At 71.2% G+C, this 23197-nt stretch carries 22 protein-coding genes; 7 read left to right on the top strand and 15 right to left on the bottom strand.

What is annotated here, in order from left to right:
* Window positions 1-45 precede the first annotated feature (45 nt).
* Window positions 46-1107, bottom strand: a complete 1062-nt coding sequence (locus LX12_RS03165) for a YncE family protein (protein ID WP_253653023.1) — start codon at window positions 1105-1107, stop codon at window positions 46-48.
* 54 nt (window positions 1108-1161) lie between these two features.
* Between LX12_RS03165 and LX12_RS03160 the strand changes: the two genes are divergently transcribed.
* A complete protein-coding gene (locus LX12_RS03160; RefSeq protein ID WP_253653022.1) occupies window positions 1162-1581 on the top strand; it encodes a VOC family protein in 420 nt (139 codons plus the stop codon).
* Window positions 1582-1829: 248 nt separating this feature from the next.
* Here the strand turns inward: LX12_RS03160 and LX12_RS03155 are convergent, their stop codons facing one another.
* Genes LX12_RS03155 through LX12_RS03145 form a run of 3 tightly spaced genes read right to left on the bottom strand, consistent with a single transcriptional unit; the run spans window position 1830 to window position 5081 of the window.
* Window positions 1830-2939 carry an FAD-dependent oxidoreductase gene (locus tag LX12_RS03155; RefSeq protein WP_253653021.1) on the bottom strand — a complete coding sequence of 370 codons (1110 nt, stop codon included), beginning with the start codon at window positions 2937-2939 and terminating at the stop codon, window positions 1830-1832.
* Window positions 2936-3820: a DUF1295 domain-containing protein gene (locus tag LX12_RS03150; RefSeq protein ID WP_253653020.1), complete on the bottom strand. Its 885-nt coding sequence runs from the start codon at window positions 3818-3820 to the stop codon at window positions 2936-2938. The genes LX12_RS03155 and LX12_RS03150 overlap by 4 nt, the downstream gene beginning before the upstream one ends.
* 52 nt (window positions 3821-3872) lie before the next feature.
* On the bottom strand, window positions 3873-5081 hold the full coding sequence (locus LX12_RS03145) for an alcohol dehydrogenase catalytic domain-containing protein (protein WP_253653019.1): 1209 nt from the start codon (window positions 5079-5081) through the stop codon (window positions 3873-3875).
* 145 nt (window positions 5082-5226) lie between these two features.
* On the opposite strand from LX12_RS03145, the gene LX12_RS03140 reads away from it, so the two are divergent.
* Window positions 5227-5961 (top strand): acetoacetate decarboxylase family protein, encoded by a 735-nt coding sequence (locus tag LX12_RS03140; RefSeq protein ID WP_253653174.1) that lies wholly within the window; start codon window positions 5227-5229, stop codon window positions 5959-5961.
* Between the two features lie 10 nt (window positions 5962-5971).
* A complete protein-coding gene (locus tag LX12_RS03135) occupies window positions 5972-8338 on the top strand; it encodes an ATP-binding cassette domain-containing protein (RefSeq protein WP_253653018.1) in 2367 nt (788 codons plus the stop codon).
* Between the two features lie 4 nt (window positions 8339-8342).
* Here LX12_RS03135 and LX12_RS03130 read toward each other — a convergent pair whose 3' ends face one another.
* Complete coding sequence (locus tag LX12_RS03130; RefSeq protein ID WP_253653017.1) at window positions 8343-8933, bottom strand: helix-turn-helix domain-containing protein; 591 nt, start codon at window positions 8931-8933, stop codon at window positions 8343-8345.
* A 104-nt stretch (window positions 8934-9037) separates the two neighbouring features.
* Here LX12_RS03130 and LX12_RS03125 point away from each other — a divergent pair, with 104 nt between their 5' ends.
* Complete coding sequence (locus LX12_RS03125; protein WP_253653016.1) at window positions 9038-9994, top strand: NAD(P)/FAD-dependent oxidoreductase; 957 nt, start codon at window positions 9038-9040, stop codon at window positions 9992-9994.
* Here LX12_RS03125 and LX12_RS03120 read toward each other — a convergent pair.
* From LX12_RS03120 to LX12_RS03110, 3 genes are read right to left on the bottom strand one after another with little or no spacing between them, the layout of a single operon-like run.
* Window positions 9987-12317, bottom strand: a complete 2331-nt coding sequence (locus tag LX12_RS03120) for a thiamine pyrophosphate-binding protein (RefSeq protein WP_253653015.1) — start codon at window positions 12315-12317, stop codon at window positions 9987-9989. The genes LX12_RS03125 and LX12_RS03120 overlap by 8 nt on opposite strands.
* A 40-nt stretch (window positions 12318-12357) precedes the next feature.
* On the bottom strand, window positions 12358-12822 hold the full coding sequence (locus LX12_RS03115) for a DUF3237 domain-containing protein (RefSeq protein WP_253653014.1): 465 nt from the start codon (window positions 12820-12822) through the stop codon (window positions 12358-12360).
* Window positions 12822-13352 carry a phenolic acid decarboxylase gene (locus LX12_RS03110; RefSeq protein WP_253653013.1) on the bottom strand — a complete coding sequence of 177 codons (531 nt, stop codon included), beginning with the start codon at window positions 13350-13352 and terminating at the stop codon, window positions 12822-12824. The genes LX12_RS03115 and LX12_RS03110 overlap by 1 nt, the downstream gene beginning before the upstream one ends.
* 44 nt (window positions 13353-13396) lie before the next feature.
* On the opposite strand from LX12_RS03110, the gene LX12_RS03105 reads away from it, so the two are divergent.
* The 3 genes from LX12_RS03105 to LX12_RS03095 all read left to right on the top strand — a co-directional run bounded on the left by LX12_RS03105 (window position 13397) and on the right by LX12_RS03095 (window position 16425).
* Window positions 13397-13876, top strand: coding sequence for a MarR family winged helix-turn-helix transcriptional regulator (locus tag LX12_RS03105; protein WP_253653012.1), 480 nt, complete (start codon window positions 13397-13399; stop codon window positions 13874-13876).
* Window positions 13877-13968: 92 nt separating this feature from the next.
* Entirely contained in the window at window positions 13969-15558 is a 1590-nt protein-coding gene (locus LX12_RS03100; RefSeq protein ID WP_253653011.1) for a carboxylesterase/lipase family protein, read from the top strand.
* Window positions 15559-15630: 72 nt separating this feature from the next.
* Window positions 15631-16425, top strand: a complete 795-nt coding sequence (locus LX12_RS03095) for an SDR family NAD(P)-dependent oxidoreductase (protein WP_253653010.1) — start codon at window positions 15631-15633, stop codon at window positions 16423-16425.
* A 4-nt stretch (window positions 16426-16429) separates the two neighbouring features.
* Here LX12_RS03095 and LX12_RS03090 read toward each other — a convergent pair whose 3' ends face one another.
* The 7 genes from LX12_RS03090 to LX12_RS03060 are packed head-to-tail and all read right to left on the bottom strand — an operon-like array spanning window position 16430 to window position 23147.
* Entirely contained in the window at window positions 16430-17209 is a 780-nt protein-coding gene (locus LX12_RS03090; protein ID WP_253653009.1) for a sulfite exporter TauE/SafE family protein, read from the bottom strand.
* 10 nt (window positions 17210-17219) lie between these two features.
* Window positions 17220-18668, bottom strand: coding sequence for an MFS transporter (locus LX12_RS03085; RefSeq protein WP_253653008.1), 1449 nt, complete (start codon window positions 18666-18668; stop codon window positions 17220-17222).
* 31 nt (window positions 18669-18699) lie between these two features.
* Window positions 18700-19065, bottom strand: coding sequence for a UBP-type zinc finger domain-containing protein (locus LX12_RS03080; RefSeq protein WP_253653007.1), 366 nt, complete (start codon window positions 19063-19065; stop codon window positions 18700-18702).
* A gap of 17 nt (window positions 19066-19082) precedes the next feature.
* On the bottom strand, window positions 19083-19559 hold the full coding sequence (locus LX12_RS03075; protein ID WP_253653006.1) for a nucleoside deaminase: 477 nt from the start codon (window positions 19557-19559) through the stop codon (window positions 19083-19085).
* A 14-nt stretch (window positions 19560-19573) separates the two neighbouring features.
* On the bottom strand, window positions 19574-20947 hold the full coding sequence (locus LX12_RS03070) for an APC family permease (RefSeq protein ID WP_253653005.1): 1374 nt from the start codon (window positions 20945-20947) through the stop codon (window positions 19574-19576).
* Between the two features lie 53 nt (window positions 20948-21000).
* Window positions 21001-21684, bottom strand: coding sequence for a helix-turn-helix domain-containing protein (locus tag LX12_RS03065; protein ID WP_253653004.1), 684 nt, complete (start codon window positions 21682-21684; stop codon window positions 21001-21003).
* A complete protein-coding gene (locus LX12_RS03060) occupies window positions 21681-23147 on the bottom strand; it encodes an APC family permease (RefSeq protein WP_253653003.1) in 1467 nt (488 codons plus the stop codon). The genes LX12_RS03065 and LX12_RS03060 overlap by 4 nt, the downstream gene beginning before the upstream one ends.
* Window positions 23148-23197: the final 50 nt, after the last annotated feature.

The following is a 23197-nucleotide window of genomic DNA, read 5'->3' as shown; positions in this document are numbered from 1 at the left end:
CATCACGACGGTGCCCCCGGCCGACCGGTCGGGGGCATCGTCGTGTCAGCGGGGGAGCAGGTCGGCGGGGATGATCTGCAGCGAGCTGGCCTCACCCGGAGCGCTCCCGGTGACCACCACCGTGCCGGTCGTCGGGTCCGCGGACACCGAGTTCGGTTGCTGCACCGTCGGAACCGACCCGCGTACCCGGGGACGTGCGGGATCGCTCATGTCGATCACCTGCAGCGTGTTCGTGGCGGTGGACGTCACGAACAGCGTCTTCGTCGACACCTGCCAGCCCAGTCCGTAGGGCTTGCCCGCCGTCGGGATCCGAGCGACGTCGACGACCTGCGGGGTGATGCGCTCGACGAGGACCGCACTGCCGTCGGTGTCGGCGAACGCGACCAACCCGTCGCTCATGGCCTGCGCGTGGGTGAGCCGGACGCCGATCTGCTTGCGAGCCACCTCCGTTCGGGTGGTGCCGTCGTAGACGTAGACGCCGTTGCCCTGCACGTCGGCCATCGCAGCGTAACGGCCCACGGCCGCGACGCCACCCGGCTGGGGTGGAGGCGCGGGCAACGAGGCGATCACGCGCCCGTCTCTGATGAAGAGCGCGCCGCCGCCGTGCTCGTTGGTCCCGACGTATGTGCCGTCGGAGGTGAGGACGACGTCATGCGGCAGGTTGCCGACGTTGCGGGCGATCGGGCCGAACCGCCCGTCGAAGGTCATCGTCGTCACGATGTCGGCGGTCTCCAACGGGAGGATCACGGGCCCGTCGGGCCCGGCCAGTTCGAGGTGTCGGGGTGCGCCCTGGGTGGACACCGTGCGGATGAGGCGTCGCGCGGCGACGTCGACCAGCGCGATGCCGTCGGGTCGTCGGACGCCGACCGCCGCGATGCCCGACGTGCCGATCTGCACGCCCTCGGGCTCGTTGCCGACCTCGATCACGGTGCCGATCGGGCGCGTGGTCGGGGTGGGTGCGACGGCCGGCTCGGCGGCCACCGGCGTCGACGACGCGCTGGAGGGGGCCGGCGAACCGCCGCCGTCGGACCCGCATGCGGACACCAGTCCGATGCAGGTCAGGACCGCGAGGGAATGAAGGGCAGCCGTGCGGGTCTTGGTAGGCATGACCCCAGTGTGCCGATCGGCGGCACACAGTGGAGCCGACCAGGAGGATCGACCGTGACCATCTCGCCGACAGGGTTCCACCACGTCCGGATCACCGTGCGTGACATCGAGCGGTCGCGGAAGTTCTACGACGACGTGTTCGGCTTCGACGTCGCCTACGAGTTGCCCGCCGACGCCGACGAGAAGACGCGCGAGCAGCTGTGGTTCCTGTTCGGCGGCGTGATCTACCAGTTCGCGGGCGGCCTGTTCGGTCTGCGGCCGGTCGGCGACGACTCGTTCGACGAGAACCGCACGGGCCTGGACCATCTGAGTTTCGCGCTCGCCTCCGCGGACGACCTCGAGGCGGCGGTGGCGACGCTCGACCGTCTCGGCATCGAACACGAGGGGATAAAGGACGCCGGTGGCATCTCCATCCTCGAGTTCCGCGACCCCGACAACATCGCCCTCGAGCTGACCGCGCCGCCGAAGGGCTGACGGCCGACCGCCCCGACCCCGTTCGTTGGGCACCAGGAACCAATCGTTGGGCACCAGGAACCGTTCGTTGGGCAGCAGGAGCGCGCGGAAGGGCAGAAAGACCCGCCGGTCGTGCTCGCACGTGCCCAACGAGTGGCTCCAAGTGCCCAACGAACGGTTCCGAGCGCCCAACGAACGGTTCCGGGCGCCCAACGAGTAGCTCCAACTGCCCAACGAGTGGTTCCAACTGCCCAACGAACGGGTGACGGTCAGCGCGGGCGGATCCCTCCGTAGATCCCGCGGTTCACGATCCACGGCCGCAGGACGCGGTCGACGACGGGCCGGGGGATGCGGACGCCGATCCCCGCCGGGGTGAACACCTCGAGGCCGTCCGGCTGCGGACCGAGGACCGAGCCCCATCGTGTGGTGCGGGGGCGGTAGCACCGGAGCCGACGGCCGGCGAGGTCGGCGCGGACGTTGTGGGCGACGAGACGATCCGCCCGGTTGCGCGCCGAACCGCGGAGGGGATCAGTGGCCGCGACGTCACCCACAGCGAACGTGTGCGGGAGGCCCGGGACGCGGAGCGTCGGGTCGACGCGGACGAACCCGTCCTCGTCGAGGACGGTCTCGGGAAGCCATCCCGTGTGGGGGACGGCCCGGCCGATGGCCCAGACGATCGCGTCGGCCGCGACACCGGGCTGGCCGGTGGTCCACTCGACGACACCCGGCCCGACGCCTGCCCGGTCGGCGTTGGGCGGGACGCCCGCGCGGTGGCCGGGATGGAGGCCGACGCCCAGATCCTCCAGACGACGCTGGACGGTGGACCACGTCCGCGGGTGGTGGTCGCGCAGCGGTCGCTCGCCGGGGAAGTACAGGTCGACGCGGGCGGCGGGGACCCGTGCCGCCACACCGGCCGCTGCCGCGACGGCCGCCGCGCCGCCACCGATCACCGCCACACGCCGCGCGGTGCGGACAGCCTCGTGGTGGGTCCGCAGCCCTGAGTCGACGCCGGCGGCGTCGAGGACGTCGGGCGACCGCCAGAACCCGTTGGTGACGCCGGTGGCGATCACCAGCGCGTCCCACCGTCGTTCGGTCTCGCCCCGGTCGGAGACGATGCCGGCCGTCTGCGTCGCGCCGTCGACGCCGGACACCCGACCCCGCACGATCTCGACCCCGTCGAGTCGGCGGTACCGGCGATAGTCGACCCAGTAGTCCTGCGACCACCGGTCCGGGTCGGACAGACGCAGGCCGAGTTCCTGGCCGCTGACCAGGCCGGGTGTCGTCGCCACCCCGACGACGTCGACGTGGCGCGCGAGGTGCATGGCGGTCAGCGTCCCGACGTCACCCATGCCCGCCACCAGGACGGTCGGACGGGTCACCGACCGGCCGCCGCCCGCGGCGGCCGGGGGACGAAGCGCGACACCCTGTCCACGACGTCGGCGTACGACGGCCGCGACGCGAGACTGCGCTCCTCCATCATCGGGATGCTCGCGCCGAGGAACATCGCCAGCATCGCGCCGGCCCCGATCCATGACCACCACGCGTCGCCGGGGGTCACGGCGACGCCGAACAGGTAGAGCCCGACCCAGAAACCGAACTCACCGAAGTAGTTCGGGTGCCGCGACCACGCCCACAACCCCCGATCCATCGCCTGCCCCGGCTGTTTGACCGCGACGAAGGCGCGCATCTGCCGGTCGGCCGCCCACTCCAGGGCGACCGCGGCGAGACCCGCCACCGCCGCGACGACGACCAGCCACGGCACGGCGACCGGCCGGTGGGTCACCGCGAGGTAGGCCGGGACGCAGCCCAGGAACACCTGCAGCGTCGGGACCAGGTGAATCGCGACGAGGTCGACGACGGCCTCGAACCGCCCGGCGCGTTCGCGCAGCATCGGGTAGCGCCAGTCCTCGTGGTGCAGGCCCGGGAACCCGATCGCCCAGTTCGCGGTCAGCCGGATCGCCCACACCAGGACGACGACCATCACGACCCACGCCGTCGGGTCGCCGGCGCCGGCGTCCGACCGCCACCACCAGAACCCGACGAGCAGGGGAGGGATGACGCTCCAGTAGGCGTCGTAGAAGCTCGAGTTCCGGTGCGCACGACTGAACCCGAACACCACGAGGGTCGCGAGCACGTCGGCGATCGCCGCGTCCCACAGGGCCGACGAGGTCCGTAGGCCGAGCCACAACCACACCGCGGCAACGGCGATCGCCACCACGTACGCGACACCGACGCGGACGAAGGACGTCGACCTGCTCATCCGCGTGATGCTGCCACAGCACCGACGGCGCCCTGTCCGGTTCGGCGGTCCACTACATGGGCACGACCGTCTTCAGCCATCCCTGCTGACGTCGGTCGAACGCCGCGTAGGCGTCGGGCATCTCCGCCGTCGTGGCGACCTGCGTGATGAACCGGGTGGGGTCGAGGTCGCCGCGGGCCACGCGGTGCAGCAGGCTCGGGATGTACCGGCGGTGGTTGCAGTTGCCGGCCTGGATGGTCAGGTTGCGGTTCATCGCCTCGCCGAAGGGGAAGGCGTCGAACGTGGGTGGGTACACCCCGATCACCCCGACGGTGCCCGCCTTCGCCACCGACTGCACCGCCCAGCGTGCCGCGAGGCTGGGTGAGTCCCCGGGAACCCACGTGTCGCCCGACGGATCGGCGTCGGGAGCGGTGTGGGCGCGTTCGGCGTCGAGGCGGTCGGGATCCTCCGGCAGGGCGTCGGCCGCCGGGCCCGAGGTCGGTCGGTACGCGTCGACGCCCACGGCGTCGACGACCCGGTCCACGCCGATGCCGCCGGTCAGGTGGCGGATCACCTCCACCGGGTCCTCGGCGGAGAAGTCGATGCATTCGGCGTTCTGGCGGCGCGCGGTCTCGAGGCGGTCGGGCAGACAGTCGACGGCGAGGACGCGCGTCGCGCCCTGCGCCTTCGCCGAGGCGATCGCGCACTGCCCGACGACGCCGGCACCGAACACCGCGACCGTGTCGCCCTGGGACACCTGGGCGAGGCGGGCGCCGAACCAGCCCGTCGGCAGGACGTCGGAGACGAGGATGGCGGCGTCGTCGGAGACGGAGTCGGGTACCGGCACCAGCGTCGTCTGGGCGAAGGGGATCCGGGCGTATCCCGCCTGCAGCCCGTTCACGGGGCCCGTCGACTGCGGGCCACCGAAGAAGCAGGTCCCCGCCGACGGACCGTTCGGGTTCGCGACGTCGCACTGCGCGTAGTAGCCCGCGCGGCAGTACGAGCAGCGTCCACAACCGACCGTCGAACACACGACGACCCGATCGCCCGCGGTGAGGCCGCGCACGTCGGCGCCGGTCTCGACGACCTCGCCGACGGCCTCGTGTCCGAGGATGGTTCCGGGGACCATCCCCGGCATCGTGCCGCGGATGAGGTGCAGGTCGGTGCCGCAGATCGCCGACGTCGTGATGCGCACGATCGCGTCGGTCGGTTCCTCGATCCGGGGGTCGGGGACGTCGTCGAGTCGGATGTCTCCGATGTCATGGAACACGATCGCCTTCATGCGGGGCCTCTCGTCGATGGTGGGTGTCCACCTGCGGCTTCCCGGTCGGACGCACGACAAACCCGTGTCGGCGAGACACGGGGGTCGCAAGGATGGTCTTCTGGGGGTGACGACGAGACGCAGGAGGTGTCGGGTGTCCGGTGCGATGGGTGGCCACACGGTCCTCGGGGAGACGGTGCCCGCGCCGGTGCAGATCCGGCACGCGACGGCCTTCACCGCGATGGTGTCGGTCGACGCCCGCGCCACGTCGACCCTGCTCGCACCGACCGGCCTGCACCCGGTGACCTGGCGGCCCGGCCGCGCGGCCTGCGCGCTCGTCTTCGTCGACTACGTCGACGGCGACCTCGGCCCGTACAACGAGTTCGGGGTCTGTTTCCTCGTCCGTCACCACCGGCCCGGTGCAGGCGCCACGGGCATGCGTGCCGTGCTCCGTGGCGAGGTCTGCGCGTACATCCACCGCCTGCCCGTCGACGGGCAGTTCACGCTCGCCGCGGGCCGCGAGATCTGGGGGTTCCCGAAGACGCTCGCCGACTTCGACTGTCGTCACCGCTCGGTCCGGCCGCACGGATCGGTCCGCGCCGACGGCCGTGACATCCTCGACCTCCGGCTGGCCCGCGGCGTGTCCGTCCCCGACTCGTCGTCCTCGACGACGCTCACCGCGTACTCGTTCCTGGGCGGCACCCTGCGTGCGACGCCGTGGACCATGCGCGCCGAGTCGGTCCGGACCCGACCGGGTGGCGCTCGGATCGCGCTGGGGGACCACGAGTTCGCCGACGAACTGAAGGGCCTCGACATCGGCGCCACGCTGATGTCGTCGTCGATCGGGCACCTGTCGATGACGTTCGGCGACGCCGAGGTGGTGACGTCGTCGGGCCACTAGGGTGCGGGGCATGACCGCATCCCGTCCGCATGTGGCCGATTCCCACGACGTGATCCGCGTGCGCGGCGCGCGTGTCAACAACCTGCGCGAGGTCGACCTCGACATCCCCAAGCGCCGGCTGACCGTCTTCACGGGCGTGTCCGGCTCGGGCAAGAGTTCGCTGGTGTTCGGCACCATCGCCGCGGAGTCGCAGCGGATGATCAACGAGACCTACAGCGCCTTCGTGCAGGGCTTCATGCCCACCCTGACCCGGCCCGACGTCGACCTGCTCGAGAACCTCACGACGGCGATCATCGTCGACCAGGAACGGATGGGCGCCAACGTCCGGTCCACGGTCGGCACCGCGACCGACGCGAACGCGTTGTTGCGGATCCTGTTCAGCCGTCTCGGCGAACCGCATGTCGGTTCGCCGCAGGCGTTCTCGTTCAACGTCGCCTCGGTCAGCGGAGCGGGGGCGGTCACCGTCGAGAAGGCCGGTCGCACGGTCAAGCAGCGCGCCTCGTTCGAGATCACCGGCGGCATGTGCCCCCGCTGCGAGGGGCGCGGATCGGTCTCCGACTTCGATCTCACGGCGCTCTACGACGCGTCGAAGTCGTTGTCGGAGGGCGCGTTGACCATCCCCGGGTACACGATGGACGGGTGGTACGGCCGGATCTTCCGCGGGTGCGGCTTCTTCGACGCCGACAAGCCCATCGCGCGATTCACGAAGAAGGAACTCGACGCGCTGCTGTTCAAGGAGCCGACGCGGATCAAGGTCGAGGGCATCAACGTCACCTACGAGGGACTGATCCCCAAGATCCAGAAGTCGATGCTGAGCAAGGACCGGGAGGCGATGCAGCCGCACATCCGGGCCTTCGTCGACCGTGCCATCACCTTCGACACGTGTCCCGAGTGCGACGGCACGCGTCTGTCCGAGCTCGCGCGGTCCTCGCTGATCCGCGGGCGCAGCATCGCCGACGTCTGCGCGATGCAGATCAGCGACCTCGCGGCCTGGGCGGCCGAGCTCGACGAGCCGTCGGTCGCGCCGCTGCTCACGACGCTGCGGCAGACCCTCGACTCCTTCGTGGACATCGGCCTGGGCTACCTGTCGCTCGACCGTCCGGCCGGGACGTTGTCCGGGGGCGAGGCGCAGCGCACGAAACTGATCCGTCATCTCGGGTCGTCGCTGACCGACATCACCTACGTCTTCGACGAGCCCACCGTCGGCCTCCACCCGCACGACATCGCGCGGATGAACGACTTGTTGATCGCGTTGCGGGACAAGGGGAACACCGTGCTCGTCGTCGAGCACAAGCCGGAGGCGATCGCCATCGCCGACCACGTCGTCGACCTCGGACCCCGCGCCGGCACCGAGGGCGGTCAGATCGTCTTCGAGGGCTCCGTCGACGAACTCCACACCGCGGACACCCTCACCGGGCGCCACCTCGACGATCGCGCATCGCTCAAGCCCGAGCTGCGCACGGCCACGGGGGTCATCGAGGTGCGGGGCGCGTCGACGCACAATCTCCGCCACGTCGACGTCGACATCCCGCTCGGCGCCCTGGTCGTGATCACCGGCGTGGCCGGGTCGGGGAAGAGCTCGCTGATCGCGGGATCGGTCGCGAAGCGCGACGACGTCGTCTGGATCGACCAGACCGCGATCAAGGGCTCCCGCCGTAGCAACCCCGCCACCTACACGGGTCTGCTCGAGCCGATCCGGAAGGCGTTTGCGAAGGCCAACGGGGTGAGACCCGCGATGTTCTCGCCGAACTCCGACGGTGCGTGCCCCAACTGCACCGGCGCCGGTGTCGTCTACTCCGACCTCGCCATGATGGCGGGCGTGGCGACCACCTGCGAGGTGTGCGAGGGCCGCCGGTTCCTGGCCGAGGTCCTCGAGCTGACCTTCGGTGGTCGCGACATCAGCGAGGTACTCGGGATGTCGGTGGCCCAGGCCCGGGCGTTCTTCTCCGAGGGCGAGGCGAGAGTGCCTGCGGCGGCGACGATCCTGGGCCGGATGGACGACGTGGGCCTCGGTTACATCCGCCTCGGGCAACCGCTGACGACCCTGTCGGGCGGCGAGCGCCAACGCCTGAAGTTGGCCTCCCAGATGGGGGACAAGGGCGACGTCTACGTGCTCGACGAGCCCACGACGGGTCTGCACCTCGCCGACGTCGAACAGCTCCTCGGCCTGCTCGACCGACTGGTCGACAGCGGGAAGAGCGTGATCGTGATCGAACACCACCAGGCGGTGATGTCGCACGCCGACTGGATCGTCGACCTCGGACCCGGCGCCGGGCACGACGGCGGTCGGGTCGTCTTCGAGGGAACCCCGGCCGATCTGGTCGCCGCGCGGTCGACGCTGACCGGCGAGCATCTCGCGGCCTACGTCGGGGCCTGAGCGATCAGCTCCGGCGACCGGGCGGGGCGGCACGCAGGTGCGCCCGCTCGCCCTGCTTGCCGAAGAGGCTGAGGAACTCGACCGCGCGACCGTCGGCGGAGCCGAACCAGTGGGGGAGCCGGGTGTCGAACTCGGCGGCTTCCCCGGCGCCGAGGACGATGTCGTGCTCGCCGAGGATCAGTCGCAGCCTGCCGTCGAGGACATAGAGCCATTCGTATCCGGTGTGGGTGCGGGGCGACGGTTCGGTGGACGGGTCGGACGCGTCGAGGACGACCTTGAACGCCTGGATCCCGCCGGGTCGACGGGTGAGTGGGAGGACGGTCCGGTCGCCGTGGCGCGTCGCGCGCAACGTCACCCGGGGGTCGCCGGTGAACGGGGCGTCGACCAGCTCGTCGAGCGTCACGCCGTAGAGGCGCGCCAGCGGCAGCAGCAGTTCCAGGCTCGCGCGACGTCCACCCGATTCCAGACGCGAGAGCGTGCTCCGGGAGATCCCGGTCTGTTCCGACACCTCCTCGAGCGTGAGCTCCCGGTGCTGACGCAGCTCGCGCAGGCGGGGTCCGGCCGCGGCGATCGCCTGATCGGTCTGCTCGTCCATGACGGCGAGTGTGCCATAACCGGGAAGAGGTTTGCCATAAGCGCGATGCGGGCGCATCGTCGTGTCAGCGCCCGACCGGGTGCGCGCAGCGAGAGGGGAACGAGATGGACACCGACACGGTGGATGTCGTGGTGATCGGCGGCGGGGCCGCCGGGTTGAACGGCGCGCTGATGCTGGCGCGCTCGCGCCGATCGGTGGTCGTCGTCGACGCCGGGGATCCGCGCAACGCCCCGGCGGACGGGGTGCACGGGCTCTTCGCTCGGGAGGGCGTTGCACCGGGGGATCTGCTGGCGCAGGGTCGCCGTGAGGTGACCGGGTACGGCGGTCGTGTCGTCGACGGGCGCGTCGCGGAGCTGTCGGGGGACGTGACGTCGGGGTTCCGCGCCCGGCTCGACGACGGCTCGACCATCGGCGCGCGACGCGTCCTCGTGGCCACCGGCCTCACCGACGTCCTGCCGCCCATCCCGGGCATGACGGAGCTGTGGGGGATCGACGTGCTGCACTGTCCGTACTGTCACGGCTGGGAGGTCCGCGATCGCGCGATCGGCATCGTCGCGAGCGGCCCCGCGTCGCTGCACCACGCGCTGTTGTTCCGGCAGCTCAGCGACGACGTCGTGTACTTCGCGCAGGGCACCGTACTCGACGCCGAGGCCCGAGAAAAGCTGGCGGCGCGCGACATCCGTGTGCTCGACGGCGCCGTCGTCGCGCTCGAGGTGGCCGATGGGCGGCTCGCGGGGGTGCGTCTCGACGACGGGATCGTCGTCGCACGCGACGCGGTCGCGGTGGCGCCGCGGATGGAGGCTCGCGTCGCCGTCGCCGCGGGGGTGGGTCTCGTCGCGACGGACCACCCGATGGGCGTCGGTACCCATGTGGCGGCGAGTCCGACCGGCCTGACCGACGTCCCCGGTGTGTGGGTGGCGGGCAACGCCGGGGACCTGATGGCGCAGGTGGGTGCATCGGCCGCTCAGGGCGCGATGGCCGGGGCCCACATCAACGCCGACCTCGTCGCCGAGGACACCGCGCGGGCCGTGGCGGCGCGACGCGAGGCCGTTGTCAGCTGATCGCGTCGAGGGTCGCCCGGACGATGCTGTCGGTGTCGATGCCGTGGTGGCGGTAGGTGTCGTCGAGTGCGCCGGCCTGCCCGAAGCTGGCCACACCCAACGCCCGTAGACGGACCCGGTTGATGGTCGCGAGGAAGGCGAGGGTGTGCGGGTGGCCGTCGAGGACCGTGACCATCGGCGTCGCGCGGTCGGGCGGGAACACGCTGTCGAGGATCCACGTCGGCGCGTCGTGCCGCCCCTCGCGGGCCTGCGTCGCCGCGAACAGCAGTCCCGGGCTCGTGACGCACACGACGTCGACGTCGATCTCCATGGTGCGCAGGCGATCCGCGGCCCGCACGGCCTCGGTCGCCATCGCGCCCATCGTGACGATGGTCGCTTCGGGCCGCCCCTGTGCGGTACGCAGCCGGTACGCGCCCGCCACGACCTGGCGCCGTCGGCGCTCGCGGGCGGCGGGGTCGTCGGGGACTGCCGCGAGCTGCTGTTCCACCGGCCGCGTCGACAACCGCAGGTACGCCGACCGGCCGTGCGGGCGGCCGAGGTGGGCGAGGCAGTCGAGCAGGATCCACTGCACCTCGATCGCGAACGCCGGCTCGTAGGTGATGCACCCTGGCTGTTCGAGTCCGACCGACGGGGTGGTGATCGACTGATGCGCACCACCTTCGGAGGCGAGGCTCACGCCCGACGGTGTACCGACGAGGATGGACTGGCCACCGGCGTAGACGCCGAACGACCACGGCTCGAGCGCGCGTTCGACGAACGGGTCGTAGAGGACACCGATCGGGAGCAAGGGCTGACCCCACCGACTCCACGTCGCGCCGAGCTCGCCGAGCAGGCCGACGAGGTTGGTCTCGGCGATACCGAGCTCCATGTGCTGGCCGGTGGGTCGTTCGCGCCAGTGCATGATCGTCTCGGCGTCGTCGGCGAACCAGTCGCGGCGTTCGGCCGCGGACCACACGCCCACCTTGTTCAACCAGCCGGCGAGGTTCGTGGTCGAGCTGACGTCGGGGCTGACGGTGACCACCCGCTCGGCGATCTCCGGTGCCTCCCGCGACAGGTCGAGCAGCACCCGACCGAGTGCGGCCTGTGTCGTGGACGTCGCCGACGGGGTGCGATCGACGTCCCGGGGCACCTCGAGGCGGGGCAGCGGCGGCACCGGTGGGCGTTCGAGACGCCGCGCGGTCTCTGCGCAGATCCGCCCCTCGGGGGACTCGGGATCGAAGCGTCGCCACGGTTTGTCGGCGTCCTCACCGAGGGTTACCGCGAGCTCGGCGAACTGCTCGACGCTCAGCAGCGACGAGTGGTTCTGCGGATGCCCCTGGATCGGCAGACCGAAGCCCTTCACGGTGTAGGCCAGGATCACCGTCGGCCGATGATCGTCGATACGCGCGTAGGCGTCGCGCAGTGCGTCGATGTCGTGCCCGCCCAGGTTCGCGACCGCACCGACGAGGGCGTCGTCGTCGAGGTCGGCGACGACAGCGGCGACGGTGTCCGCGTCGGGGCCGTCCCCGGGGAGGCGCTCGCGCAGTTCGGGTCCCGAGCACCGCAGCAGTCGTTGGTACTCGGGGTTGGGCATGTCGAGGATCCGCCGCCGCAGCGCATCGCCGCCGGGACGGGCGAAGAGATGCTCGAGCGTCCGACCGAACGCGACGGTGAGCACCTGCCACCCCGCAGCGGAGAACATGTCGGCCAGCTTGCGGGCGGCGATGTTCGGCACCACCCGGTCCAGCGACTGCCGGTTCAGGTCGACGATCCACACGATCTCGCCGAGTTCGGAGACGGCCGGGTCGAGGATGGCCTCCCACACGGCACCCTCGTCGAGTTCGGCGTCGCCGACGAGGGAGTACTGCCGGCCGGTGCCCGTGGTGCCGAAGGAGGTGTCGACGTAGCGCCGGGCGATCGCTCCCCACAGCGGAGCTGTCGCACCGATGCCCACCGACCCGGTGGAGTAGTCGACGCGGTCGGGGTCCTTCGACCGGCTCGGGTAGGACTGCAGGCCGCCGTACTCCCGGAGCGTCGGCAACCACCGCTCGTCGAGGTCCCCCAACAGGTGGTTGATCGCGTGCAACACCGGCGAGGCGTGCGGCTTCACCGACACCCGGTCACCCGCCTGCAGCTGTCCGAACCACAGCGACGTCATGATGTGGACCATCGAGGCGCACGACGCCTGGTGGCCGCCGACCTTGAGGCCGCTCGGGTTCGGTCGAACGCGGTTGGCATGGTGGATCATCGCCGTCGAGGTCCACAGGACGCGCCGTGCGATCGTCTCCAGATGGGCGGTGTCGCCGCCGACGTCCCGGCTGTCCTCGGTGAGGTCCGTGCTCATGCCGCCAAGGTTACGGACGGCACCCGGCCGGGAGGCGGTGTCAGTCGACCCGGTGGACGTCGACCAGCACTACCTCGGGCTGCCGCACGGCCGTGGCGACGAACACCGTCCGGGACAGCCAGGCCCAGTCGGGGTGGTCCGCGGACAGGAGCGGCGTGGTGCGGAAGTAGACGCGCGTGGGTGGCACGGGTTCGCCGCGCAGCAACGCCGCCGTGTCGGACGGTGACGCCACGCGGAGCCCGCGATTGCGCACCTCGATCACCGCGCCGTCGTCGGTGTCGATCAGGTACTGCGCGTCGAGTTCCATGACGTCGGGCGCCCGCAGTGTCTGGGTGTCGGCGCCGACCGGGCGGATGGTGCCCGACACCCCCGGCCCTGTCGCGTGCCCACCGAGGATCGGGACCACCCGCCGGCGACCCGTGGGGAACTCGCCGAGATCGACGGGGCCGGCGACGCGCACGGTCAACCGCGTGACGAACCGCAGCGGGGGAGGCGCCGGGTCCATCAGTTGGTGCGGTCGGCGAAGCCTTCGGGCAGATCACCCGGGGCCACCGAGATCACCGACTCGTCGTCGGTCCCGACGTGCTCGAACAGGGTGATGTGGGCGAACTCGGGGACGACGTAGATCGGGTACGTCGGACCCTCGTCGCGGAATCGACGCATCTCGTCGAGGTGGTCGTTCTGGAACAGCACCGTCTTCGACCCGTCGTCCTCCACCCACTTCGGGAAGAAGATCGTGCCGTGCAGCCGGCGGCGGCCGGGGAGGACGTTGACCACGACCGACGTCCCGGTGGGCTCGTTCCACGAGACCTTGTAGACGTCGTCGTCGAGGGCGACGAGGTCGACCTCCTGATCCTTCACCCAACGGCCGCCCACCACGCCGGTGTGGATGCGATAGTCGATGGTCGTCGCGTTCTTGACGTACATCTCGTACTGCCAGCCGTTGGCGTAGGTGTAGATGAACCGGTGGCCGACGATGCCGTCGAGGTCCTGTGGGGGAACGGGCTGAGCGACTGAGGTGGTGATCGTGGACATGAGATGATTTTGCCACAAAATATTTAGCACAGGCAGGAGTCGTGATGACGGACACCGACGACGCGGTCCGAGTGGGTCGGATGACAGGCCCGCTGCGCCGCGCGGTGCTGCGTGCGGTTCGGGTGGCCGCGGACCTTCCCGACCTGCCCGAGGCGCAGATCGAGGTGTTGCGCGCCCTCGCCGCCGAGACCCCGCTGGCCTCCGGCGACCTCGCCGCGCGGCTACGCCTCGCCCGTCCGACGACGAGCAACCTCGTGACCACGATGCAGCGGCAGGGTCTCGTCGAGCGGGAGCACGTCGGGGACGACCTGCGACGGGTGGTCATCCGACCGACCCCCCGCGCGCTCGAACTCCTCGCCCGTTACGACCGCGCGAGCCGACAGGTGCTGGCCGACGCGCTCGGCTCGCTCGACGCCGACGCACGGCGCGCGGTCGTCGCGGCCCTGCCGGCGCTGGAGAAACTGACCGCGGCGCTGGTCGCGATGTCGTCCGCGGACGCTGTGGAGCGTCACTCCGCCTCGTAGGTGCCCCGCGTCGGCGATGCTGTTTTGTCACAAAATCGACCCACGAGACCGTCGACTGCGTTAGGACTGGACCCCGACGAAAGGGGCCGGACGTGAGCACATCTCGACGGACGACGACTGTTCTGGCGATCCTCCTGGCGGCCCTGGGTCTGGTGGTGGCCTTCCCCGCCGCGCAGGCGACGCCGACCGCCGTCCGCGTGACCGGGGGAGCGGTCACCGGCGTCGACCGGGACGGGGTCGACACATACCTCGGGGTGCCGTTCGCGTCGGCGGCGCGGTTCGCGCCGCCGGGCCGGGCGCGTCCGTGGCCGGGTGTCCGCGCCGCGACGCAGCACGGACCGCAGTGCCCGCAGGCACTGCCGGCGCCGGGTGTCACCATCCCGTCCGAGGTGCCGATCCCGAGTCCGACGAGCGAGGACTGCCTGTCCGTCGACCTGTACGTCCCGGAGAACGCGGCCGGTCGGGACCTGCCGGTGATGGTGTACCTCTACGGCGGGGCGTTCGTCCTCGGGTCCGACTCCCAGTACGACGCCCCCTCGGAGATCGCGCGCAGCGGGGACGTCATCGTCGCCGTGCCGAACTACCGCGTCGGGCCGTTCGGGTTCCTCGCGTTGCCCGAACTGGCGGCCCAGAACGGCGGCGTGAGTGGGACATTCGGCATCGCCGACCAGCAGTTCGCGCTGCGGTGGGTGCACGACAACATCGGAGCCTTCGGCGGAAACCCGCGAGACGTGACGATCTTCGGTGAGTCCGCGGGCGGGATGAGTGTGTGCCTCCAGCTCGCCGCACCCGGGTCCCGCGGGCTGTTCCGTCGAGCGATCGTCCAGAGTGGCGGGTGCGCGCGCAGTCCGCTGGTGCCGCCGTCGCAGGCGGAGGGCGTACGTCGATCGATCGACTACGCCGCGGGTGTCGGCTGCGCGGACGCGCGTACCCGGTTGGCCTGTCTCCGACGCCTCCCGATCGACCGGCTGCTCGATTCCCCGACCACGAAGTTCGATTCGGCCGCCGTGACCTGGACCCCGTTCCTCGACGGAACGGTGCTGGACCGCACCCCGGAGGACGCGTTGCGTGGCGGGGCGGCGGCCGGGATGCCACTGATCGTGGGCAGCAACGCGAACGAGGGCGCGACGTTCGTCGCGTTGTTCGAGTACGTGAGTCGACAACGGGTCACGACGGAGCAGTCCTACGCCCAGACCGTCCGGTCGCTGTACCCCGATCGCGCCGACCGGGTCCTGGCGCTCTATCCGGTGTCGCGGTACGGCAGCGCGGCAGGTGCGCTGGCCGCGGTCTACACCGACTCACTGTTCGCCTGTGCCGCCCAGGTGACGACGGAGGCCGCGACGGCCGGCGGTGCGCGTGTGTGGCAGTACGAGCTCCGGGCGCAGCCCCTGGGTGCGAACCCGGCCCTGCCGGGTGCGTTCCACGCCGCGGACATCCCGTACCTGTTCAACCGGCTCGGCGGGATATTCGTGCCCTGGACGGGCGCGTCGGCGTCGTTCGCCGCGCAGATGAAGCGGCAGTGGTCGACGTTCGCGCGCACCGGTGACCCGAACGCGCCGGGTCTCCCCGCGTGGACGGCGTGGTCGCCGTCGACGCAGCGCTTCCTTGCTCTCGACGTCCCCGGATCCGCGATGCGGTCGGGCTTCGCCGAGGCCCACCACTGCGGGTTCTGGCTGTCGTGACCGCAGCCGGGAAGCGGCGCGCGGTGACGTGCGTTGTGCGTGGGTCGACGACCCCCACGACGGAAGGACGGCATGAGAATCGACCTGGATGGACGCACGGCACTGGTGACGGGATCGACCCAGGGGATCGGGTCGGCCATCGCGACCGGACTGGCCCGCGCGGGCGCCCGTGTGGCGATCAACGGCCGCGGGGAGCAGTCGGTGAGGTCGGCCATCGAGTCCCTGGAGACGAGCATCGAGGGCGCCGATCTCGTCGCCGCACCCGGTGACCTGTCCACCCCGGAGGGTGCGGACGCGGTGCTCGCCGTCCTCCCCGACGTCGACATCCTGGTCAACAACCTCGGCATCTTCGAGGCGACGGACGCGCTGGACATCACCGACGACGAGTGGCGGCGCTTCTTCGAGGTGAACGTCCTCAGCGCGACCCGCCTCATCCGGACCTACCTGCCGGGGATGATCGAACGCGGCCGGGGCCGCGTCCTGTCGATCGCGAGCGACTCGGCGATCGTCATCCCCCGGGAGATGATCCACTACGGGATGTCGAAGACCGCCCTGCTCGCGGTGTCGCGCGGGTTCGCCAAGGAGGCCGCCGGGACGGGGGTGACGGTCAACTCGGTGATCGCCGGTCCGACCCACACCGCTGGGGTCGAGGACTTCGTGTACCAACTCGTCGACCGCGACCTCCCGTGGGACGAGGCGCAACGTGAGTTCATGCGGCTGCATCGCCCGCAGTCGTTGCTGCAGCGGCTGATCGAGCCCGAGGAGATCGCGAACATGGTCGTCTATCTGAGTTCGGACCTGGCGTCGGCCACCACCGGCGGCGCGGTGCGCGTCGACGGCGGGTACGTCGACGCGATCCTGCCCTGACCGCTCAGGCGAGCAACCGCCACAACCCGATGACCCCGACCACGACGATGACCGCGCGCAGCGCCGTCGGCGAGAGGCGACGCCCGTAGCGCGCACCCACCGCTCCGCCGAGCAGGGATCCGACGGCGATCAACCCGGCTGCTGCCCAACTGATCCGGTCGGGGGCGACCACGATGAAGGCGACGGCGGCGACGACGTTGACGACCAGCGACAGCAGGTTCTTGGCGGCGTTCATCCGCTGCATCGACTCGGGCAGGATGACGCCCATCGCGGCCATGAGCAGGATCCCCTGCGCGGCGGTGAAATAGCCGCCATAGACACCGATCGCGAACGTCGCGACGGTGAGCACGACCGTCCGCGTCCGGGTGATGTGAGCGGCGGACGGCGCTGCGCCGTCGGACCGCGACCGCACCCACCCCTGGATCCGTGGTTGCAGGACCAACAGCACCAGGGCGGCGATCAGCAGGACCGGGACCACCGCCTCGAAAACTGACGGCGGCAGGTGGAGCAGCAGCCACGCGCCGATCAGCGCACCGACGAGAGACGCCGGTGTCTGCCAGGCCAGGCGGCGGCCCTGTCCGCGCAACTCGCGTCGGTATCCCCACGTGCCCGAGACCCCGCCCGCGACCAGGCCGACCGCGTTCGACATCGTCGCGATCTGGGCCGGGTACCCGAACGCCACGAGCGTGGGGAAGGTGACGAGCGTGCCCGAACCGACCACGGCGTTGATGGCGCCGGCGCCGATCCCTGCGACGAGGACGACAACGGCTTCGACGGCGGACACCCGCCCGACGCTACGTGCCGGCGGTCGTGGGTATCCCGACGGCGTCGGCGTCCACGTCCTGTCCGATGGGATCCCACCGGATGAGAGCGAGCGCCACGAGCGCCACGACGGGGGCGACGATGATGGCCCCGATCGTGAAGCGCTGGCCGTGGGCAGCGGTGAGGACGGGGAAGGCGTACGCGCCGACGATCCCGCCGACGCGGGTGACGGCCTGGGTGTAGCCGCCGGCCGTCCCGCGTACGTCGGTCGGGTAGGAGAGCGTGCCCATCGCCGTCCCCGCGTAGCCGGGGCCCAGATTGTGCAGGAAGTAGAACGCGGCGATCAACACGGCCGCCACCCCGGATGCCAGGACCCCGTAGAGGCCCGCGATGAGCGCGAGAGCGGTTGCGGTGCCGACGAATCCGATCGCCGCGATGACACGGATCCCGGTGCGTTGGACGACGCGTGTGCAGGCGTACGCGCCGACGGCGCCGACGATGTTCACCGCCGCGGAGACGGCGAGCACGGCGGCGAGGTGGTTCGCACCGAACAGTTGGGTGAGGATCGTCGGCGTGTACAGGGAGATGGCGTAGAACTCGACGGCCTGCGTGACGACGAGGACGCTGACCAGCAGTGTCCGACGCCCGAACGGGGAACCGAAGAGTGCGACGACGTCGCCGGGTCGGGTGGCCCGAGGCTTGGGGGCACGCTCGGCGTCGTCGGTGACGACGAGGCGCACGTCGTCGAGAACGTACGTCTTCTGCAGGATCTCGACAGACTCGCCGACGGAGCCGTGCCGCGCCACCCACATCGGGCTCTCGACCGAGGCGAAGTACCGCAGGCTCAGCACGAGCAGGGCGGGCACTGCGCCCAGCCCGATCGCCCACCGCCACAGGCCCTGCTCGACCCCCAGGGCGTGGATGCCGAGCGCGACGGCGAACACGACCGCGGACGCCCCCGTCGACATGACCTGCGCGAAGTTGACGTTGCGGCCCTTGGTGGCCAGCGCGCTGACCTCGGCGATGAAGGCGAGCGCGACCGGGACGTCGAGTCCGACCCCGAGACCCATGAGGAAGCGGAAGGCCACGAAACTCTCGACGTTCGGCGCGAGACCCGCTGCCGCCGCGGCGAACACGAGCAGCACCAGGTCGAGGATCATCATGCGATAGCGCCCGACGCGGTCGGTGAGCCAGCCGCCGACGAGACCGCCGATGAGGGCGCCGACGAGCACCGACGCACTGACGAACGGGAGGCTGTCGAGCCCCCAGTTTCCGGTGCCGAGGTCGAAGTCCTGGCGGATCTGCTGGGCGCCCAGCCCGAAACTGCCGAGATCCCACCCGTCGACGAAGATGCTGCCGAGAGCGACAGCAAGCATGAGACGCGGACGGCGGGGGACGAGACGACCGGAGTTGACGACGGCGATGACGTCACCGGGTGACGAGATGGTGATCGTCGGACGGGTCTCGGGGGACGTGCTCATCCCTCGAACGCTACGGCGGAGACGGCGCGCGTCAACCGTTTCCACGGTGGCGGATCAGAATCTCCTGCCAGTCGTCGGGGACGCGATCCCGGGGTCCGGGCGCAGTCTGGTCCACCGGGTGGGACTGGGGCGGCGCGAGTTCCGGTCCGGTCACCATCGTGTTCGTCGCGTAGCTGTAGAACCAGTCCTCGCCCGGTTCGAAGCTCTGCACCACGGGGTGGCCCGACTCGTGCGCGTGGGCGGTCGCATGCGCACCCAGGGAGTCGTCGCAACACCCGACGTGTCCGCATTGGGCGCACCGCCGGAGGTGGAACCACCAGCCCTGCGCGGACTCGCAGTCGAGGCAGCCTTCGCCGCTGGGCGGACGGGAGGGGTCGATCCCGGTCGTGTCGGTCATCTCCGGACCTCCTGGCCTCACCGCAGCGCTGCGCGGTGCAGCGCCTTCATCGTCTCAACGACCTCGTCGACGGGCCCGTCGGCCACGAGCCCGGGTGCCACGGTCGTGATGGGCAGCGGGGCGACCGGCGCCGCCGGGGCGTCCCATTCGCGCAACCACCCGGTCAGCTGTGCTGCCGACACCGCGTAGACGATCCGTCCCAGTCCCACCCACGCGTGCGCGGCTGCGCACATCGGGCAGTGTTCCCCGGACGTGTACGTCGTCGTGTCCGCGCGGTCGTCCGGGGTCAGGTTCTCGACGGCCCAGAGCGCGATCGCGAGCTCGGGGTGGCGCGTCGGGTCGCCGCCGCCCACCCGGTTGCGGTCCTCGAACAGACGACGCCCGGCGGCATCGACGAGCACGGAGCCGAACGGCTCGTCACCGGCGTCGACCGCCTCACGGGCCAGCTCGACGCAGCGGCGGACGTGGTCGACGTCGTCGTCGGAGATCGCCATGTCCGCAGCGTAGGTCACGCCTCGCGGTCGGTGCCCGGTGTCGCGACCGACCGGCGCCGACCCGCGAGCCGGGTGAGGCCGTAGAGCACGACGCCCACCAGGAGCAACCCGCCCGCGCGCAGCCACGTCGACGCCGACTGCTGCGTCATCAGCGCGACACATGTCCCGAGCGCGAGGACGAGCACGATCGTCGGTGCACGGAAGTGCTCGCCCGCATGATGGTCCCGACGCAGGACCAGGACCGCGAGGTTGGTGCTGACGAAGACGACGAGCAGGAGCAGGACGACGGTCTCGGCCAGCGCGGCGACGGAACCCGTCGCGGACAGGAGCATCGCCACTGCGGTGGTCGCGACGATGGCGGTCCACGGGGTCTTGCGATGGGGCAACACCCGTGCGAGGGGCGAGGGGAGGAGGCCCTCGCGGGCCATCCCGAAGGTCAGGCGCGACGCCATGATCATCGTGAGGAGTGCACCGTTCGCCACGGCGACCAGCGCGATGACGGAGAACAGGCGCGCCGGGACACCGACGTCGGCGATCGCCACCACGTCGAGCAGCGGCCCGGACGACGCCGCCAGGCGATCGGCGGGGGCCACGACCGAGATGGCCAGACCCACCAGGACGTACAGGAACCCCGCGGCGACCAACGCGGTGAACAGCGCCCGCGGGTACACGCGGCGGACGTCCTTCAGTTCCTCGGCCACGTTGGCCGACGTCTCGAAACCGACGAACGAGTAGAAGGCGAGCAGTGCGGCGCCGAGGACGGCGAGGGCCGGGGTCGACGACGAGTCGAACTCGACCACTCGGCCCACGTCTCCGTCGCCGCGACCGAGGACGATGCCCGCCAGGACGACCACGAGCATCAGCCCGGACACCTCGACGAGGGTCATGACGACGTTGGCGCGCAACGACTCCTGGATTCCCCGCGCGTTCAGCACCGCGACCACGGCCAGGAAGACGAGGGAGGCGACGGACGTGGGCACGTCGACGAGCGCCTGCAGGTAGTCCCCGGCGAACGCGACCGCGAGGCCGGCGGCGCTGGTGACTCCCGCGGCGGGAGTGCAGAACCCCACGAGGAACGACACGAACGGTGAGCGATAGGCACGCCGGGCGAACACCGCGGCGCCGCCCGCACGCGGGTACTTGGTGACCAGCTCGGCGTAGGACGCGGCGGTGAGCAGCGCCATCACCAACGCCAGCAGCATGGGGACCCAGACTGCGCCACCGACCTCGCCGGCGATCTCGCCGACGAGGGCGTAGATGCCTGCCCCCAGGACATCGCCGAGGATGAAGACGAACAACAACCTGCCCGTGATCGCTCGGCGCAACGGGGTGCCGGCGTCTCCGCCCGACTCGACATCCTGCCCGTCCCGGGCCCTCTCCACGGTCATCCCGGCGGGGGTACCCCGTCGACGGCCGGTCAACCGTCGAGGTCTCGCGGGCCTCAGGCCATGGCGTCGACGAGCCCGGCGAGCGTGGTCCGCGTGGGTTCGAGCGACGCGAGGATCACCTCCGGCGCCCGGATGCGATGCTCGGGCGCGGCCACGGCCAGTGCGCCGCGCAGGCTGCCGTCCCGCGACAGCACGGGGACCGCGATGCACCCGAACCCCGGGACGAGCGATCCGACCTGCGTGGTCGGGCCGATGGACTGCGATCGATGCGTCGAGTCGTGGGCGAGGAGCAGACGCCCGACGGCGGAGGCGCGGTGGTCACGCAGTATCCGTCCGGCGTCGGAGAGGGGATAGTCGGGGTCGATGTCCATGGGTGTGATGCGGGCCCGGGGCGTCCCGACGCGCATGTACCCGAAGAGATGCACCCCGAAGCGCATGCCCGATCGCGCCTCGTCGAGCACCGCCCGGACCCGGTCCGGGACCGTCGCCGCCGCGGCGGTACCGATCAACCTGTCCACCTTCCTGCCGAGCGCGAAGCCGCCTAGATCGGGTGTGCGCACGAGATACTCCTCCTGCGCGAGCAGGTTGACGAGCCGGTAGGTGGTCGAGCGGGGCAACCCCAGGTTGCGGGCGAGCTCGTTGGCACTCACGCCGGGACCGCTCGCCGCGACCTCCTCGATGAGCTCGAGCGCGGAGATCACCGAGCGGGAGGCCCCGTCGCCGCCGAAGCCGCTCACGGCGCCGTGCGGTCGGTGTGACCGCTCCACAGATCAGCGCGCGTGGGGGTGTCGTGCACACCGATGCCGGCCAGCCGTCGCGGTCGTCGCAGACGCAGGACGACATAGATCGCCGCGGCCGCCAGGAACCAGACCAGGGCCCCGATGGCCCCCATCCCCCAGGCGGAGTCGACGGTCGCCCCGACGAAGACGATCCCCACGAACCCGAAGGAGAGCGCGGCACCGGCTGCCACCAGCACGGCCCGCGCACGGAGTTCGCCCACGCGGTGCAAGAAGAACGGCGCCGCGACGCTGACGATCACATACGACGTGATGAACCCGATGACCGGCGCGGCCGCGAGCGAGCCGACCATCGGCCGGAGTCCGACGCCGCACGCGGCGATCGTGACGGGGACGGCGACGATCACCGTCATGGCTGCGGTGATCGCCGCGACAGGCGTCTTGAACCGCACGTGTGTGCTGCCCACCCGCCCCGGTAGCAATCCCTCTCGCGACAACGACAGGAGCAGCCGCGCGAGCGCGGTGACGCACGCCAGCGTGCACGCCAGGAACGACGCGACCACCCCGAGGTCGACCACGGGCGCGAACCAGCCGTCGGCGACGCGGGCGACGAGCACGTCGAGGTTGCCGTCACCGGGTGATGTCCCGGACCCGCGCGCCACGTCCTGGGCCACCGCGACGACGAGGACGACGACGGCACCGAAGACGAGGGACCCCCGGATCGCCGACGGCACGGAGCGCAGCGGGGCGCGCGCCTCCACCGACAACGACGCCGCGCTCTCGAAGCCGATCAGTGCACAGGTCGCCAGCGCCACGCCGGTGGCGAAGTCGGTCGGGCCGGTGGGCGCCGCCGCGAGCACCGACAGGTCGACGCCGCCACGGACGGTCACCACCACGGTGACCGCGACGACCACGAGGATCGTCACCGCGACCACCTCGACCACGAGGCTCACCCGGGCCGACGCCCGGATCCCACGCAGCAGGACGACGCTGCTCCCGGCCCCGATCGTGACGATCGCCGCCACCAGGACGGCAGTCGGCGGTCGATCGACGCCGACGACCCGGAGCAGGTAGGTGGCCGACTCGGTGAGGGTGAACATGGCGAGCGCGCCGTATCCGAGGATCATCGCCGCGGCGGTCGCGAACCCCGCGGCGGGTCCGAGGCCCTTGGCGGCGTACGTGTACAGCGCGCCGGGAGCGGCGAGGCGGGAGGCGAACTCGGTCAGCACGCGGGAGACGAGCCCGGCCAGGAACACCGCCACCACGATGCTCCCGACGAGGGTGGCCCCGGATTCCGCGATCAACAGGGGCACCGTCGCGCCCGCCGCGCACGGCGCCATCACCGACACGGACTGTGCGGTGACCTCCGCGCGCCCGAGCGACCGTCGGTCGAGACCGGCGAGCCGGCTGCGCGCACCCAGGCGGGCCATGTCGAGCGGCTGCGCGGACGGGACGATCGCCATGGCGCCGCACGCTAGAGATGCGCGGTTTCGGCGGTGTTACCCGGCGGTGT

This window comes from Williamsia serinedens (assembly GCF_024171725.1).
Classification (GTDB): Bacteria; Actinomycetota; Actinomycetes; order Mycobacteriales; family Mycobacteriaceae; genus Williamsia_A; species Williamsia_A serinedens.
Note: the sequence above shows the minus strand (reverse complement) of the source record. Positions and strands in the feature narration are given on the sequence as shown.